Genomic DNA, 13,279 nt, shown 5'->3' with positions numbered 1-13,279 from the left:
TGCCGACTAAAGATAAAACTGGCGATAGACTTTCCTTTTGAGTTATTCCATACTCAATCGCTACTTTGGTGCGGATGAATTTTCGTTATGCGCGATCTGCTGGAAGATTTTATAGCTTCCAACAACAACCGTGAACAATAGAAACACAGGATTTGAAAACGTGGGCGAGCGCAGGTGTTAGCCTGCCGGCGTTGTTCGCTCGACATTTTTGGTGATCTGAAATCCTGCCGACAAAACACCTATGGCCGTAGCTCCTGGTCGGGCCTGCGCTCGGCCGAGCGCAGCGGACAAGAAAGTGGGAGGGGAAATGACCCGTCGTGCACCATGGAATCGGCGTATCCGTATGACGCTGCTGAGTACGGCGATCCTCACCCTGGGGACTTCGCTCAACTGCACGCCGGGCGGACTCGCGTTTGATGGCGCGCAAGCTGCCGGCGCCTGCGCGCCTGATCCGCAGCCAACCATATCGCCGCAGACGCCAGCCGACGTTTGCATCGCCAATTTCAACATTCTCCCGATTCAATATTTCGACGATTACTCCTGGCGAGCATTCATCTCGCTGGTGTGGCCGGCCGACCTCAATCATCGCGGGCAACCCGACACCACTTTGAAGCTCGGCGATACGTCACGGCCGCTGGTGTTTGAGACTTACAAGGCCGAGTGGGAGTTGTTTCCGGATCGCCCCACAGATCCCGGTCCCTGGAGTGCCGTCGCGCAAAACAATCCCTGCAATCTGCCGCAGGTCGGTCTCACCGACATGATCCTGGGGACCTTTTCGTTCTCCAAATTCGGAAATCTGGGCGAAGCCGGGTTTCCGCCGGGCCAGCCGCTCGTCGGCACTCTGGTTGCGCAGAACAACACCTATGTGCGGTATTGGACGGGCTTCAACGAAACTGAATACACGAAGATCGTCGCCGACAAGCTGTATCTGGTTGCCAATCAGACCAACGTCACGCTTCCGAACGGTTCAATCGATGTCAAGGCGGCGTGGATGGACATGACAAATGTCGTAGATCCGGCGCGCTACTACACGCGAATGGCGTGGCTGCTTGACCCGACCGACAAGACCTGCAGCCAAAAACTGATTGGCTTGATTGGCCTTCACATCGTCCAAAAGACGTCATCGAGACCTCAGTGGATCTGGAGCACATTCGAACATGTCGATAACGTCGCCCCGACCACCGGCCATGGTATGGCGCTGAACAACGGCACAGGCGTGCCGATGCCAAGAAACTTTCCAACCGACAATTTGTGGCCGCCGAAATTTCCGCCGCCCACGCCCTACAACGTGCAGCGCCTCACGCCAATCTTCAGCGCCGCTGCGGGCGGGATTGTCCCCACGACGGGAACCAATGCGCGCTATCAGGCCGCCCTCGCGAATACTGTCTGGAAAAACTACCAGCTCGTGATGACGCAATGGCCGGTTCCCAATCCGCCAAGCCTCCCCAGCGTGCCGCCATCACAGGACGGAACGGCTGCCAACACCTTTCCGGGCAACAACGGAAACGACAAGAGCGCATTTGCCAACGCCACCATGGAAACGTTCGATCAAACAAAGATCAATTCCGGTTGCATGAACTGTCACAACAAGACAAAGGCGCAAACGGATTTTCTATGGTCGCTTGCCGTTAACGGAGTCACCAGCGGCGGTTCGGCAACACCGAGCACGAGCGGCCCCACTTCAGCGGAGATGTCACAGCCTCTCGGCACCAAAATCAAGAAGGCAGAACACATCCAGGAACTTATCGACCTCATGCGGTCGACGATGGATGGGTCGACGACAGATGGGAGAAAATAATATGGCGATAAATTCATTCAAGGACGTCCAGGACTTCATCAACCAGTTCCTGAACGCAAACGGAGACATGCCTGACGTGCCGACGTCTCCGCACAAGGATTTCTGGAACAGCCTGACCTACACGCAATTCACGCAAGGCAATATCCCGGGTGTGACGGACAACAAAAATAATCCGGTTCGAATTCTAATTCCGCACAATTCTGCGATGTCGACGCTCATTCAGGTCTTGAACGGAACGTCGACCGTGTTCGATCAGATGCCGGCGGATGGTCCTCCGTTCTTTGACAAGACTCAGGTCAAGGAGCTGGCCGACTGGATTGATGCAGGGTGCCAGGAGTGATGTGATTGAGGCGGCAAACCAGCGCTAGACTGCTTGTCTTGACGCGAACCGGTATCCATTTCGCTCGAGAATGCGCTGTCGCGTCCAGCCTTGTTGGGTCTAGCCTTGTTGCGTCTAGACTTGGCGCGCAGCAGCGAGGTCGCGATAGAGCGCGGCGTATTGGCCGGCACGGTTGTGCCAGGAGACGTCCGTTGCCATGCCACCTTGCTGCAGCCGGCGCCAGGTTACCTTGTCGTTGAACAGCAGGTTCGCCTTGCGGAGCGCGTGGGCCAGCGCTTCCGATGTGACGGGTGCGAACTTGACGCCGGTTGCCTCCCCGCCGGTGACCGCGGCTTCGCCGACATCGAGCACCGTGTCGGCAAGCCCGCCGACATCAGCGACAACAGGGACTGCGCCGTAGCGTAGCGCGCAGAGCTGGGTGAGGCCGCAGGGCTCGAACCGCGACGGCACGGCGAGCGCATCCGAACCCGCCTGGATCAGGTGGGCCAGCGCCTCATCATAGCCGATCTTCACCGAGATCCGTCCGGGATTGGCATCGGCCAGCGCCTGATAGCGATCCTGGAGATCGCGATCGCCGCTCCCAAGCAGAGCCAGCTGGATGCCTTCGCCCAGCAGTGTCGGGATGGTCTCGAGCAGGAGATCGAGGCCCTTCTGCCATGACAGCCGGCTGATGACGCCGAGCAGCAGCGCGTCGGCTGCGGGATCGAGCCCGAAGCGTTGCTGCAGCGCCGCCTTGTTTGCCGCGCGTGGCACCAGTTGCTCCGCGCTGAAGCGCGCGGCGATGTCAGGATCGGTCGCCGGATTCCAAACCGCGATGTCGATGCCGTTGAGGATGCCGCTCAGCACATCGGAGCGTTCGCGCAGCAGGCCGCCGAGCCCCATGCCGCCTTCGTCGCTCTGGATCTCCTGCGCATAGGTCGGAGACACCGTGGTGATGCGGTCGGCGAATTGCAGGCCGGCCTTCAGGAAGCTGATCGTGCCGTAATATTCGACGCCGCCGACCGCGTAAGACTCATCCGGCAGTCCGAAGCTCGCGAGCATGTCAGGTGAAAATTGTCCCTGATAGGCGAGGTTGTGCACCGTCATCACAGTGCCCGGCCGCGGCCTGTTGCTGTAGTGCAGATGGGCCGGCACCAGCCCGGCCTGCCAATCATGTGCGTGGACGATGTCAGGTACAAAGGACGGTATCGCACCCTGGCCGATCTCGGCCGCCATCCGCGCGAGCGCCGCAAAGCGGATGCCGTTGTCCGGCCAATCGCGTCCGTCGGGACCGGCATAGGGGTTACCCGGGCGCGCGAACAGACGCGGCGCGTCGAGCGCGTAGAGATCGAGGCCGTCATGCGACCCGCCGAGCACGCGGATCGGCCCGCCGTAGAATTCCGGCCAATCCAGCAGCGTTTCGGCTGAGGCAAGCGCATTGAGGACGCCGGGATATCCAGGCACCAGCGTCCGCGTGGCGACACCGTGCTCCCGCAACGCCGCCGGCAGCGCGCCGGCCACGTCGGCCAGCCCGCCGGTCTTGATGATCGGGTAGATTTCCGAGGCGACCGCGAGGACGCGGATCGGCGTCATGTCCCGAGCCTGTCGATCATCGCCTGCGTGATCAGCGAGATGCCCTGCGAGGTCGTGCGGAATCGCTTGCCGTCGGATTCGGGGTCCTCGCCGACCACGAGGCCTTCCGGAATCTTCACGCCGCGATCGATCACGACATTCGTGAGCTGTGCGCCGCGGCCGATATTGACGTAGGGCATGATCACCGCATTCTCAATGCTGGCGTATGAATTGACGTGCACGCCGGTGAACAGCAGGGAGCGGCGCAGCGCCGCGCCGGAGATGATACAGCCGCCTGAGACCAGCGACGTCACCGCCTGTCCGCGCCGCCCGTCCTCGTCATGGACGAATTTGGCCGGCGGCGTGATCTCGGCATAGGTCCAGATCGGCCAGGAGCGATCGTAGAGATCGAGTTCCGGCACCACATCGGTGAGATCGATGTTGGCGGCCCAATAGGCGTCGACGGTGCCGACGTCGCGCCAATAGGCGCGCGGATCGTCACCGGAGCGGACGCAGGAATCGTTGAACTGATGCGCCACCGCTTTGCCGTGCTTCACGATATGGGGAATGATGTCCTTGCCGAAATCGTGGGCCGAATTCGGGTCGGCGGCGTCGCGCTTCAGCTCATCGAACAGGAATTGGGAATCGAACACATAGATGCCCATGCTGGCGAGCGACTTGTCGGGCTTGCCGGGCATCGGTGGCGGATCGGCCGGCTTCTCGAGGAAGGACTGGATCAGGCCGTTGTCGTCGATATGCATGATGCCGAAGCCGCTGGATTCCGCCCGCGGCATCTCGAGGCAGCCGACCGTGACGTCGGCGCCGCTCTCGACATGCTGCTTCAGCATCAGCTCGTAGTCCATCTTGTAGATGTGGTCGCCCGCCAGCAGCACGATGTATTTGCTGCCATGCGGCTCGATGATGTCGATGTTCTGATAGACCGCGTCGGCCGTGCCGAGGTACCAGTTGGTCTCCGAGACGCGCTGGCTCGCGGGCAGGATATCAAAACTCTCGTTTCGCTCCGGGCGGAAGAAGTTCCAGCCGCCCTGCAGATGCCGGATCAGGCTGTGGGCCTTGTACTGGGTCGCGACCGCGATGCGCCGAATGCCGGAGTTCACGGCGTTGGAGAGCGCGAAATCGATGATCCGGGATTTTCCGCCGAAATAGACCGCAGGCTTGGCGCGCCTGTCGGTCAGCTCCTGAAGTCTGCTGCCGCGCCCGCCAGCCAGCACGAAGGCGAGGGCGTGGCGGGACAGCGGTTCATTTACGATGGGCCTCATGATCTTCCTCCAGGGCTTCACGGCATGGCCCCGCTGCCTTCTCTTTCGGAAGGCTTGATCGGGCACAACGGGGCCGGCTGCGAACGTAGCAAGCGGCCCCGCTTGAGCAAAGCGGTACAGTGGATTTCGTTCCGTGCCCCCGGCCGGGCGGGCTCAGCCGGGCGGCGACGTCCGGGCACAAAAAAGCCCCGGCCAGGCCGGGGCTTTTGCGTCAGGGACGGATCGGTTTGCCTCAGTATTTCGCGACGACCGGACCGCCGAACTTGTAGTTCATGCCAACCCGGACGATGTTCGATTTCAGGTCAACCGAGTGGGTGTACGTGTTGGCCGGGAAGGCGATCGCCGGAGTGAACGCGGTCAGATTGTTGCTGGTCACGCTGCTGCGGCCAAGATCGACGTAGAGGTATTCGGCCTTGAATGACCAGCCGTTGCCGATGGCGTATTCGGCGCCGGCGCCTGCGGTCCAGCCGACGCGCGTGTCGCGGATCGTGGCGGACTCGGCCGCAGTCGCGAACGTATCGGTGAAGTTGAAGTTGGTCTTCACGTCGGCGATTGCCGCACCGCCGGTGGCGTAAAGCAGCCAGTTCGGCGTGGCGAGGAAACCGATGCGGCCGCGGATGGTGGCAAGCCAGTCGGCCGAGACCGACGAGGAGACTGTGAAGGCGGTCGGGGCGCAGCACGGATACACTGCCGAGCCGCTCGCGCTGCCCTTGAAGCCGAAATAGTTGATGTCGCTCTCGATACCGAGGACCGCGCCGCCGACTTGCCAGTTGTAGCCGGCCGTGAAGCCACCGGTCACGCTGCTGCTGTTGATCCTCTGCGCGCCAACCAGGGCGATCGCGGGAACGCTGCTGGCCGCAAAATAGCCGATCGGCGAGAACACCGTCGAGGTGGTCGGATCCGAGTTGCCCCACGCACCGCCGACATTGCCGCCGATGTAGAAGCCGGTCCAGTTGTAGCCAGGTGCAACCATCGGCGGTGCCTTGGTGTAGCTGGGCGCCAAGTCGGCCGCGAACGCCGAGCCTGCGCCGAAAAGCACCAGGGAAATCGCCAAGACCAGCTTCTTCATTTTTATCTCCAATTCACGATACGCGGCCTGCGTTCGTGTCCGAATGCGCCGAGTCGGGAGGGCCCGGGCACCTTCACGGGATAGCCCGTGTCGGTTCCAGCGTCTTGCACTGGGCAGCACTGGGGTTGAACGGGGCTGCAATCGTGCAGAAGAACCGGCTTTGTTGCCAATCTGCAACATAGTGCTTGGGGCGCTTAGTCCTTGCCGCGATGCTTGAGCGGCGCATCGCCGTAGCGGCGGCGGAAGCAGCGGTTGAAGTAGGATGCCTCGTGGAAGCCGCAGGCGAAGGCGATATCGCTGATCTTGAGGTGATCGTTGCGTCGGTCGGTCAGCATGTGGCGTGCCTTAGCCAGCCGTAGTTCGAGGACCCGTTCGGAAAAGCTCAAGCCGGTCTCGCGCAACAGCTGCTGGACATAGCTCTGCGACATCCCGAGCCTTGCGGCAATTGTCTGCACCGAGAGCGCGGGGTCGGCGAAGCCCAAGCCGATCTCCTTGAGGACGTCGCCGCAACGCGCCCCGCGCATGCCGCGGAGGCGCGCAACGTCCGCGCTGTCGCCAGCGGCGCGAAGCGCCAGGGCGACAAGATCGCACAGGGTCGCTTCGACATGCTCCGTCAGAATTGGCCCATCCGTCAGTCCGCCCGGCTCCATCAGCATGCCGACATAGCGCTGGAGGTGCGCGAGGATCGGCTCGGCGCCATCAAGCGCGGCGACGGCGAGGTTCGCGACGTCGGGAACGAGCCGTTGCAGCACGGACGTCGGAATCCCGATGCTCATCCAGCTCCGCGCGCCTTCGCAGGAGAAGGCTTCCAATCCGCTGAACAGCACCGCACCGCCTGCCAGGACGGTCGTCTCGCGCTCGGATTGGGAGAAGACAAAATCGGTCGGTGCCAGGTTGAAGCTCAGGAAGTAGCGCGGTTGCGGGCAATCGGACACTTGCTGCGCCGTTCGTACGATGGAGTGCGTCGAGCCACGAAAACGGACGAACAGCAGATCCTTCACGACGGTGAAGTCCCATTGTCCCTTGAACGGACTTTCGTCCAGACGCTCGAGGTCGGTGGCGCCAACCCAGTCGCAAAAGGCATCGCGCCACAGACTGAAGCGCGTCCGATCATCGAGATGATCCGGAAGCTCGTCCGTCGTAACCGTCAGTTTCCGCATTAGCAAAGCATCTTCTGCGCGCGCCGACTTGTGCTTCGGGGATGGTGTCAGTCCAGGAACAGACGGGCAGTCGCATGTCCCGTTGTGACACCTTGGTCGGTGCCTTTGCGTTTGTGGTTCAATTCGCAAGGTCTCGCGGCAACGCGGTCCGGAACTGGGTCCAGGAGGCAGGTCGAGCCGATCCAAGCCGCGCAAGACCCCGTTCAGAATCAAGGCCCTGTTCGGAATGTTGACGAAGCGCCATTTCGGTATAGAGCAGGGCGGCCCTTTTTGTTCCCTGCTCAGGCCTGCATTCCATGACGCGTCACGCCGCCACGCCCCAGGACATCCGCTCAGCATTGCTGCTGCGCCAGGAGATCGCGCTGCTCGATCTCCGGCATGAGGCGGCCTTTGCCACCGGCCATCCGTTGTTTGCCGCCAACATGGCGGCTGGCCGGATTGCGATCGAGGCCGACCTGCGGCTGCCGCGCAAGGATGTGCCGATCGTTCTCTATGATGATGGTGAAGGGCTGGTTGACGCCGCAAGGGACCAATTGCAGGCGCTGGGCTATGGCAACGTTCGCGCGCTGGCCGGCGGCCTGCAGGCCTGGCGGTCAGTAGGCTACGAGGTGTTCCAGGACGTCAATTCCTACGCCAAGGCGTTTGGCGAACTGGTCGAGGCGCGGCGCCACACACCGTCGCTGAGCGCGGACGAGGTCGCGTCCCTGATCGCAGCGAAGGCCAATATCGCGATCCTCGATGTGCGGCGGTTCGACGAATATGCCACCATGAACATCCCGGGCTCGGTCAGCGTGCCCGGCGCGGAACTGGTGCTGCGTGCGGGTCGCGCCGCGCCCGATCCTGACACCACCATCATCGTCAACTGCGCGGGGCGAACCCGCTCGATCATCGGGACCCAATCGCTGATCAATGCGGGGCTGCCCAACAAGGTGCGGGCATTGCGCAACGGCACGATCGGCTGGACGCTCGCCAAACACGGCCTCGAGCACGGCTCCGACAAGCGCGGCGATATCGGACCATTTGACGGTGCAAAGGACAATGCGCGTGACGTCGCCTATCGCGCCGGTGTCCGGCATATCGGCATCCGCGAACTGGCCGCGCTGCAGGCCGACGACACGCGCACGCTCTATCGCTTCGACGTGCGTGATGCAGATGAGTACGCGTCCGGCCATCTCGCCGGCTTCCGCCATTACGCCGGCGGCCAGCTCGTCCAGGAGATCGACATGGCGGCGCCAGTGCGCGGTGCGCGCATCGTGCTGTCCGACGACAGGAGCATCCGCGCCGATATGACGGCGTCCTGGCTCGCGCAGATGGGCTGGGACATCTACGTGCTGGATGGCGGCTATGACGGCCCGCTCGACGCCGGACCGCCGCAAGTCCTGCCCAAACCCGATCCCGCACACCGCTACCGGCGCCCCTATGAAGGCACCGCGGTCGCGGAGGCGGCGATGCAGGCCTATCTCGACTGGGAATATGGCCTGGTCGAACAGCTCAGGCGCGACGGGACGCACGGGTTTTACGTGATCTGAGAAGGGGTGTCCGATCGCCTCATGCGGCGCCACATAGGGCTTGCATCCAAATACTAAGTGCGCTTATAATAAGTTCACTTACCAAACAGGGAGCGAGCACCATGGACGCGCAATCCGCCTGGCAGACCCAATTCAGCATCGAGACCACGGTGAGCCCGGAGACGATCTGGGCGCTATTCCGGGACGTGACCGGCTGGACGCGCTGGAACGCCGGGATCGAGTCGATCGTCCTCGAGGGCCCGTTTGCGGCCGGCACCGGCTTCGTCATGAAACCGCCTGGCGAGGAAGCGCTTCGCTCCGTGTTGACGGAGGTGCGCGAGAACGAATGCTTTGTCGACGAGACCCGCGTCGGTGATCTTGTCATTGCAGTCGCGCATCGCATCGAGCGGCTCGACCCGTCGCACACCCGCATCACCTACGCGGTCGATGCACGGGGCGAGGGGGCAGCCGAGGTCGGTCCGATGATCTCGGCCGATTTCCCCGACGTTCTTGCAGCGCTCGTTGCCGCAGCGGAAGGGAGGCGGTCATGACCGGCTGGCTCGGCGTGGTGTCGCGCAGCCATGTGCAGCGCGGCGTTGCGGGCGGTTTTGCACAAGTGTGCCACGGCAAGGCGCAGCCGCTGCGGCGGATGCGCCCGGGCGACTGGCTGATCTACTACTCGCCGACGATCGAGATGGGCGGCGAGGCGCTGCGCGCCTTCACGGCCATCGGCGAGGTCGCCGACGATGAGGTTTTCGAGCACGATATGAGCGGCGGCTTTGTGCCGTTCCGCCGCCGCGTGCGCTACGCGACTGCGCGCGAGGTTCCGCTCGCCGATCTCAAGGACCGCCTCGATCTCTGTGCCCAGCCGAACTGGGGCATGGCGCTGCGTCGGGGACATCTGTTGCTGACGCCGGGTGATTTTGCGACCATCGCGCGTGCCATGAACTTGAAAGTACAGGACTTGAAAGTAGCGGACTCGAAAGTACCGGTGCCGGCATGACGACCCGAAAACAAACGGCCCCGCCGCTGCCGACGCGCTTCTCCGGCCCGGCGGAGAGCCCCGGTTTCCTGCTGTGGCGGGTCTCCAACGCGTGGCAGCGCCGGCAGCGTGCAGCGCTGCAGCCGCTCGGTCTGACGCACTCGCAGTTTGTGATCCTGGCCTGCGCCACCTGGTTCGGCGAGAAGGAGCCGCTGACCCAGGCGCGGATCGGCGAACTCACCGGCGTCGACCCGATGACGACATCGCAGGTCGTGCGCTCGCTCGAATCCCTGAAATATCTGACGCGACATCAACACCCCGATGATCCCCGGGCGAAACTGATCGCCGTGACAAGCGCGGGGGGCGCCCTGGCGCAGAAGGCGGTGGTCGTTGTCGAGGAAACCGATGCCGCGTTCTTTCGTCCGGTGGGCAATGACGCAGGCGGCCTCGTCAAGCTGCTGCAAACGCTTGCGGGCGACGGCTAGCGCGCGGGGCGGACGACTCGTCCATCCCGCGCGCGTTCATCGCCGGCCCGATCGCTACTTCGGCAGTGCGATCGGCGTCAGCTTGAACGGACCCGGGTCGTTTTTCTTGTTGTCGCCGATGATGTAGGACAGCTTGCCCTCGGCGACCCAGCCGACGTCGCCGACCTGCGTCACCGAGACCGGCTCGGCAAAGCCGTCCTTGATGGTGTCGATCTCGGCTGCATCGCCCTTGACCGTGACCTTGTCGAGCTTGCCATTGCCCTCGATCAGCAGGAAGCCGTTGCCATAGGCGCGCATGGCGTCGGTGTGGTCGAGCGGCCGCGACGGTTTCAGCTCCGTCACCGCGCCCGCCTTGCCGTCCCTGACCTCGATCCGGAACAGCTTGGCCGGCACGAACGACGTGACATAGAGATTGCCGTCCGCGCCGATGGCGATGCCGTCGAGCCCGACGCCGTCCTTGGCCGGCGCCAGTTGTGGATCGGTGGCGAAGGTCGCCAGCGCCGTGCCGCCGGGCTTCAGGCTGTAGACGATCGGCGTGAAGGAATCGCTGACATAGGCGGTGCCGTCGCTGCCGACCACGATGTCGTTGCAGAGCGATTTTGGATCGCTCAGGGCAAAGCTGCCCTTCGGCGCGCCGCTCTTGAGATCGAAGGTTTTCAGCCAGGCGCCCTTGGTCTCGCTCGGACCTGCGACGCCGAAGCCAGAGATGTCGTTGGAGCAGACATAGAGTGTGCCGCTCTTCTCGTCGGCAAGCACGCCGAGCGTCGAGCGGCTGTCGCCGGCGCCCGGCTTGACCAGTTGCTCCGGCTTGCCGCCCGCCGGAATCTTCGTGACCCCGCCGAGATTGAAGCTGCCGACATAGAGCGCGCCGTCGGACGTCGAGGTGACGCTCTCTGGAAAGCTCTTGTCGGGAACACCGACCGGAGCCGTCTCGGCGCGTGCGGCGCAGGCTGTCCCGAGCGTGAGGATGATGGCCGCCGCACTGAGTGCAGATGCGCGACGGATCCTGAGCAGGTCTCCCTTTGCGCGCGGATGTCCCGCGTCGCACTTTTGTTTTGTCATGTTGGCGTTTCCTGATGGGCTAGATTCTTGTTTTGACGCGTTTCCTTCACGCGAACCGGTATCCACTTCGCTCGAAAACGCTCTGGTCCGACCAGGCAGGAATTGTAAGGCGATCGTCGCCGGTCGACGGCTTATTGAACTTGCAGGTTCCCGACCGGATTGTTTCACCCGCCTGCCTTGTCGCCATCGATATATACGTTAGTATATAGCGAGTGGGAAGCAGCCGATGGCAGAAGGGGTCGCGTCATGGAACGTGAGTTGGCCTCGCAGCACCGATGCATGGGCTGCGGCGGCGTCATCGATGGTGTAGCTGACGATGCGGTGATCGGCTTCGACGCCCGGATCGGCCTGTTCACGGACGAATGCGGCTTCGTTTGCAATGACTGCACGGCAAGCCTGATCGAGGCTGCGGCACGGCGCCGGCGGGAGATGGTCCACCGGAAGTGGCCAACGCGCGAGCGGCGTGTCTAAAGCGCTTTCGAGCGAAGTGGATGCCAGGGCGCCGTCATTGCGAGCCAACGGGTCGCGCGAACGCGCGCCCGATGACAGGCTCCGCGAAGCAATCCATCTCGCCGCGCATGGGATAGATGGATTGCTTCGTCGCAAGCGCTCCTCGCAATGACGAGCCTCCAATGGCCGCCTACTCAGTTCCGAACGCGTCGTAGACCAGTTTCTTGAACGCCGGCGTGATCCGGCTGCGCTCGTTCTGGGTCTGCTCCAGCATGACGTAGACCATGTCGAGCTTCGGATCGACGCCAAAATAAGTGCCGCTGCCGCTGTCCCATTTCAGCTCGCCGATCGAGCCGGCCGGCGGCGGCTTGGCGATCCCCGGATCGGTGCGCACGGCGATGCCATAGCCATAGCCAAAGCCATCGCCGGGAAAGTACCAATAGTCGCGGCCGACGCCGGAGCCCGGCCCGATATGATCCGTCGTCATGTCCTTGAAGGCGGCAGGGCTGAGATAGCGCTTGCCGTCGAGCTCGCCGCGGTCGAGCAGCATCTGGGCGAAGCGGGCATAGTCCAGTATGGTGGACGATAGCCCGCCGCCGCCGGATTCCCACTCGGGATGCGCGAGCCGGTCACGCTCGCCGTCGAGCAGGATCGTGTCCGATGGCAGCGGCCTCGCGACTCGCGCGCGTTCGTCGTCGCTGTCGAGCACGAATTTTGTGTCCTTTAGCCGCATCGGATCGAAGATGCGCTCCTTCTCGAACTGATAGAGCGTCTTGCCCGTGATGACCTCGATGACGCGTCCCAGCACGTCGGTGGAATGACCGTAGCGCCAGAGCGTGCCGGGCTGCCGCGACAGCGGCAGTTTCGCCAGCCGCGCAACGAATTCCTTATTGTCGAATGGGCCATCGAACAGATGCCCTTCGCGGTAGAGCTTCTGGATCCATTGTGCGCCGATATATTCGTAAGTAATGCCGGAGGTGTGCCGCATCAGGTCGGCAATCGTGATCGGGCGGATCGGCGGCACCAGTTCCAGCGTACTCAAATCATTGTCGTTGGGCGGCTCCATGCCCACTTTGACGTCGGCGAACGCCGGGATGTATTTCGACAGCGGGTCCTGCGGCGACAGCCGGCCCTCATCGACGAGCATCATCGCAGCGACGTTGGTGATCGGTTTGGTCATCGAATGCAGTGCGAAGATCGTGTCCGGCGTCATCGGCGCCCTGGTCGTGACATCGCGGAAGCCGAAGCTCTTCAGATAGACCGGCTTGCCGTGCTGCTGGATCAGGATGACGGCGCCAGGAATGCGTCCGCTTTCGACCTCGTTGTTGAAGAACGCGGTGATGCGCTCGAGCTTTTCCGGCGACGGGGCTGGGATGTCGGACGCGTGCGCGGAGCCGATTGTGACTGCTGCAAGACACGTGATCGTCGTTGTCGCCGCGCGAAGCGCTCGGGCGACAGCATGGACGGTCCAATCATACCCGCATGACATCTATAGTTGCGCCCTGCCTGATGTCCCGAATGCCAAAGTTCTAACGCGGGCACCCCGCATAACATAGCATTTTTGGGCGGTATTATTCCCGCGACGGTTGACCAA

The 13,279-nt window shown here is 62.9% G+C and carries 13 protein-coding genes; 7 read left to right on the top strand and 6 right to left on the bottom strand.

Going from position 1 to position 13,279, the window contains the following annotated elements; all coding sequences use genetic code 11:
- Window positions 1-307: 307 nt before the first annotated feature.
- Window positions 308-1,798 carry a hypothetical protein gene (locus tag UP09_RS04980; RefSeq protein WP_156164460.1) on the top strand — a complete coding sequence of 497 codons (1,491 nt, stop codon included), beginning with the start codon at window positions 308-310 and terminating at the stop codon, window positions 1,796-1,798.
- Window positions 1,785-2,138 (top strand): hypothetical protein, encoded by a 354-nt coding sequence (locus UP09_RS04975; protein WP_156164459.1) that lies wholly within the window; start codon window positions 1,785-1,787, stop codon window positions 2,136-2,138. Before UP09_RS04980 ends, UP09_RS04975 begins: the two co-directional genes overlap by 14 nt.
- Window positions 2,139-2,252: 114 nt before the next feature.
- Here UP09_RS04975 and glgA read toward each other — a convergent pair whose 3' ends face one another.
- The 4 genes from glgA to UP09_RS04955 all read right to left on the bottom strand — a co-directional run bounded on the left by glgA (window position 2,253) and on the right by UP09_RS04955 (window position 7,411).
- Window positions 2,253-3,710, bottom strand: a complete 1,458-nt coding sequence (glgA, locus tag UP09_RS04970) for a glycogen synthase GlgA (protein ID WP_044536948.1) — start codon at window positions 3,708-3,710, stop codon at window positions 2,253-2,255.
- Window positions 3,707-4,969, bottom strand: coding sequence for a glucose-1-phosphate adenylyltransferase (gene glgC, locus UP09_RS04965; protein WP_044536947.1), 1,263 nt, complete (start codon window positions 4,967-4,969; stop codon window positions 3,707-3,709). The genes glgA and glgC overlap by 4 nt, the downstream gene beginning before the upstream one ends.
- Window positions 4,970-5,201: 232 nt before the next feature.
- Entirely contained in the window at window positions 5,202-6,038 is an 837-nt protein-coding gene (locus UP09_RS04960) for an outer membrane protein (RefSeq protein WP_044536945.1), read from the bottom strand.
- A 194-nt stretch (window positions 6,039-6,232) separates the two neighbouring features.
- Complete coding sequence (locus tag UP09_RS04955) at window positions 6,233-7,411, bottom strand: helix-turn-helix transcriptional regulator (protein ID WP_210166765.1); 1,179 nt, start codon at window positions 7,409-7,411, stop codon at window positions 6,233-6,235.
- 83 nt (window positions 7,412-7,494) lie between these two features.
- Between UP09_RS04955 and UP09_RS04950 the strand changes: the two genes are divergently transcribed.
- The 4 genes from UP09_RS04950 to UP09_RS04935 all read left to right on the top strand — a co-directional run bounded on the left by UP09_RS04950 (window position 7,495) and on the right by UP09_RS04935 (window position 10,173).
- Window positions 7,495-8,727 carry a rhodanese-like domain-containing protein gene (locus UP09_RS04950; RefSeq protein WP_044536943.1) on the top strand — a complete coding sequence of 411 codons (1,233 nt, stop codon included), beginning with the start codon at window positions 7,495-7,497 and terminating at the stop codon, window positions 8,725-8,727.
- 101 nt (window positions 8,728-8,828) lie between these two features.
- On the top strand, window positions 8,829-9,257 hold the full coding sequence (locus UP09_RS04945; RefSeq protein WP_044536942.1) for an SRPBCC family protein: 429 nt from the start codon (window positions 8,829-8,831) through the stop codon (window positions 9,255-9,257).
- On the top strand, window positions 9,254-9,709 hold the full coding sequence (locus tag UP09_RS04940) for an EVE domain-containing protein (protein WP_044536940.1): 456 nt from the start codon (window positions 9,254-9,256) through the stop codon (window positions 9,707-9,709). Before UP09_RS04945 ends, UP09_RS04940 begins: the two co-directional genes overlap by 4 nt.
- Window positions 9,706-10,173, top strand: coding sequence for a MarR family winged helix-turn-helix transcriptional regulator (locus UP09_RS04935; protein ID WP_044536939.1), 468 nt, complete (start codon window positions 9,706-9,708; stop codon window positions 10,171-10,173). The genes UP09_RS04940 and UP09_RS04935 overlap by 4 nt, the downstream gene beginning before the upstream one ends.
- Window positions 10,174-10,227: 54 nt before the next feature.
- On the opposite strand, the gene UP09_RS04930 is transcribed toward UP09_RS04935, so the two are convergent.
- Window positions 10,228-11,235: an NHL repeat-containing protein gene (locus tag UP09_RS04930; protein WP_052832959.1), complete on the bottom strand. Its 1,008-nt coding sequence runs from the start codon at window positions 11,233-11,235 to the stop codon at window positions 10,228-10,230.
- Window positions 11,236-11,481: 246 nt separating this feature from the next.
- On the opposite strand from UP09_RS04930, the gene UP09_RS04925 reads away from it, so the two are divergent.
- A complete protein-coding gene (locus UP09_RS04925; protein ID WP_156164458.1) occupies window positions 11,482-11,706 on the top strand; it encodes a hypothetical protein in 225 nt (74 codons plus the stop codon).
- 169 nt (window positions 11,707-11,875) lie between these two features.
- Here the strand turns inward: UP09_RS04925 and UP09_RS04920 are convergent, their stop codons facing one another.
- The gene (locus UP09_RS04920; RefSeq protein WP_082069971.1) at window positions 11,876-13,174 is read right to left on the bottom strand and encodes a serine hydrolase domain-containing protein; all 1,299 of its coding nucleotides are present in this window, start codon (window positions 13,172-13,174) and stop codon (window positions 11,876-11,878) included.
- Between the last annotated feature and the right edge of the window lie 105 nt (window positions 13,175-13,279).

Source organism: Bradyrhizobium sp. LTSP885 (genome assembly GCF_000938305.1).
In the GTDB taxonomy this organism is placed as follows: Bacteria; Pseudomonadota; Alphaproteobacteria; order Rhizobiales; family Xanthobacteraceae; genus Bradyrhizobium.
This window is presented reverse-complemented; position numbering and strand designations above follow the sequence as displayed.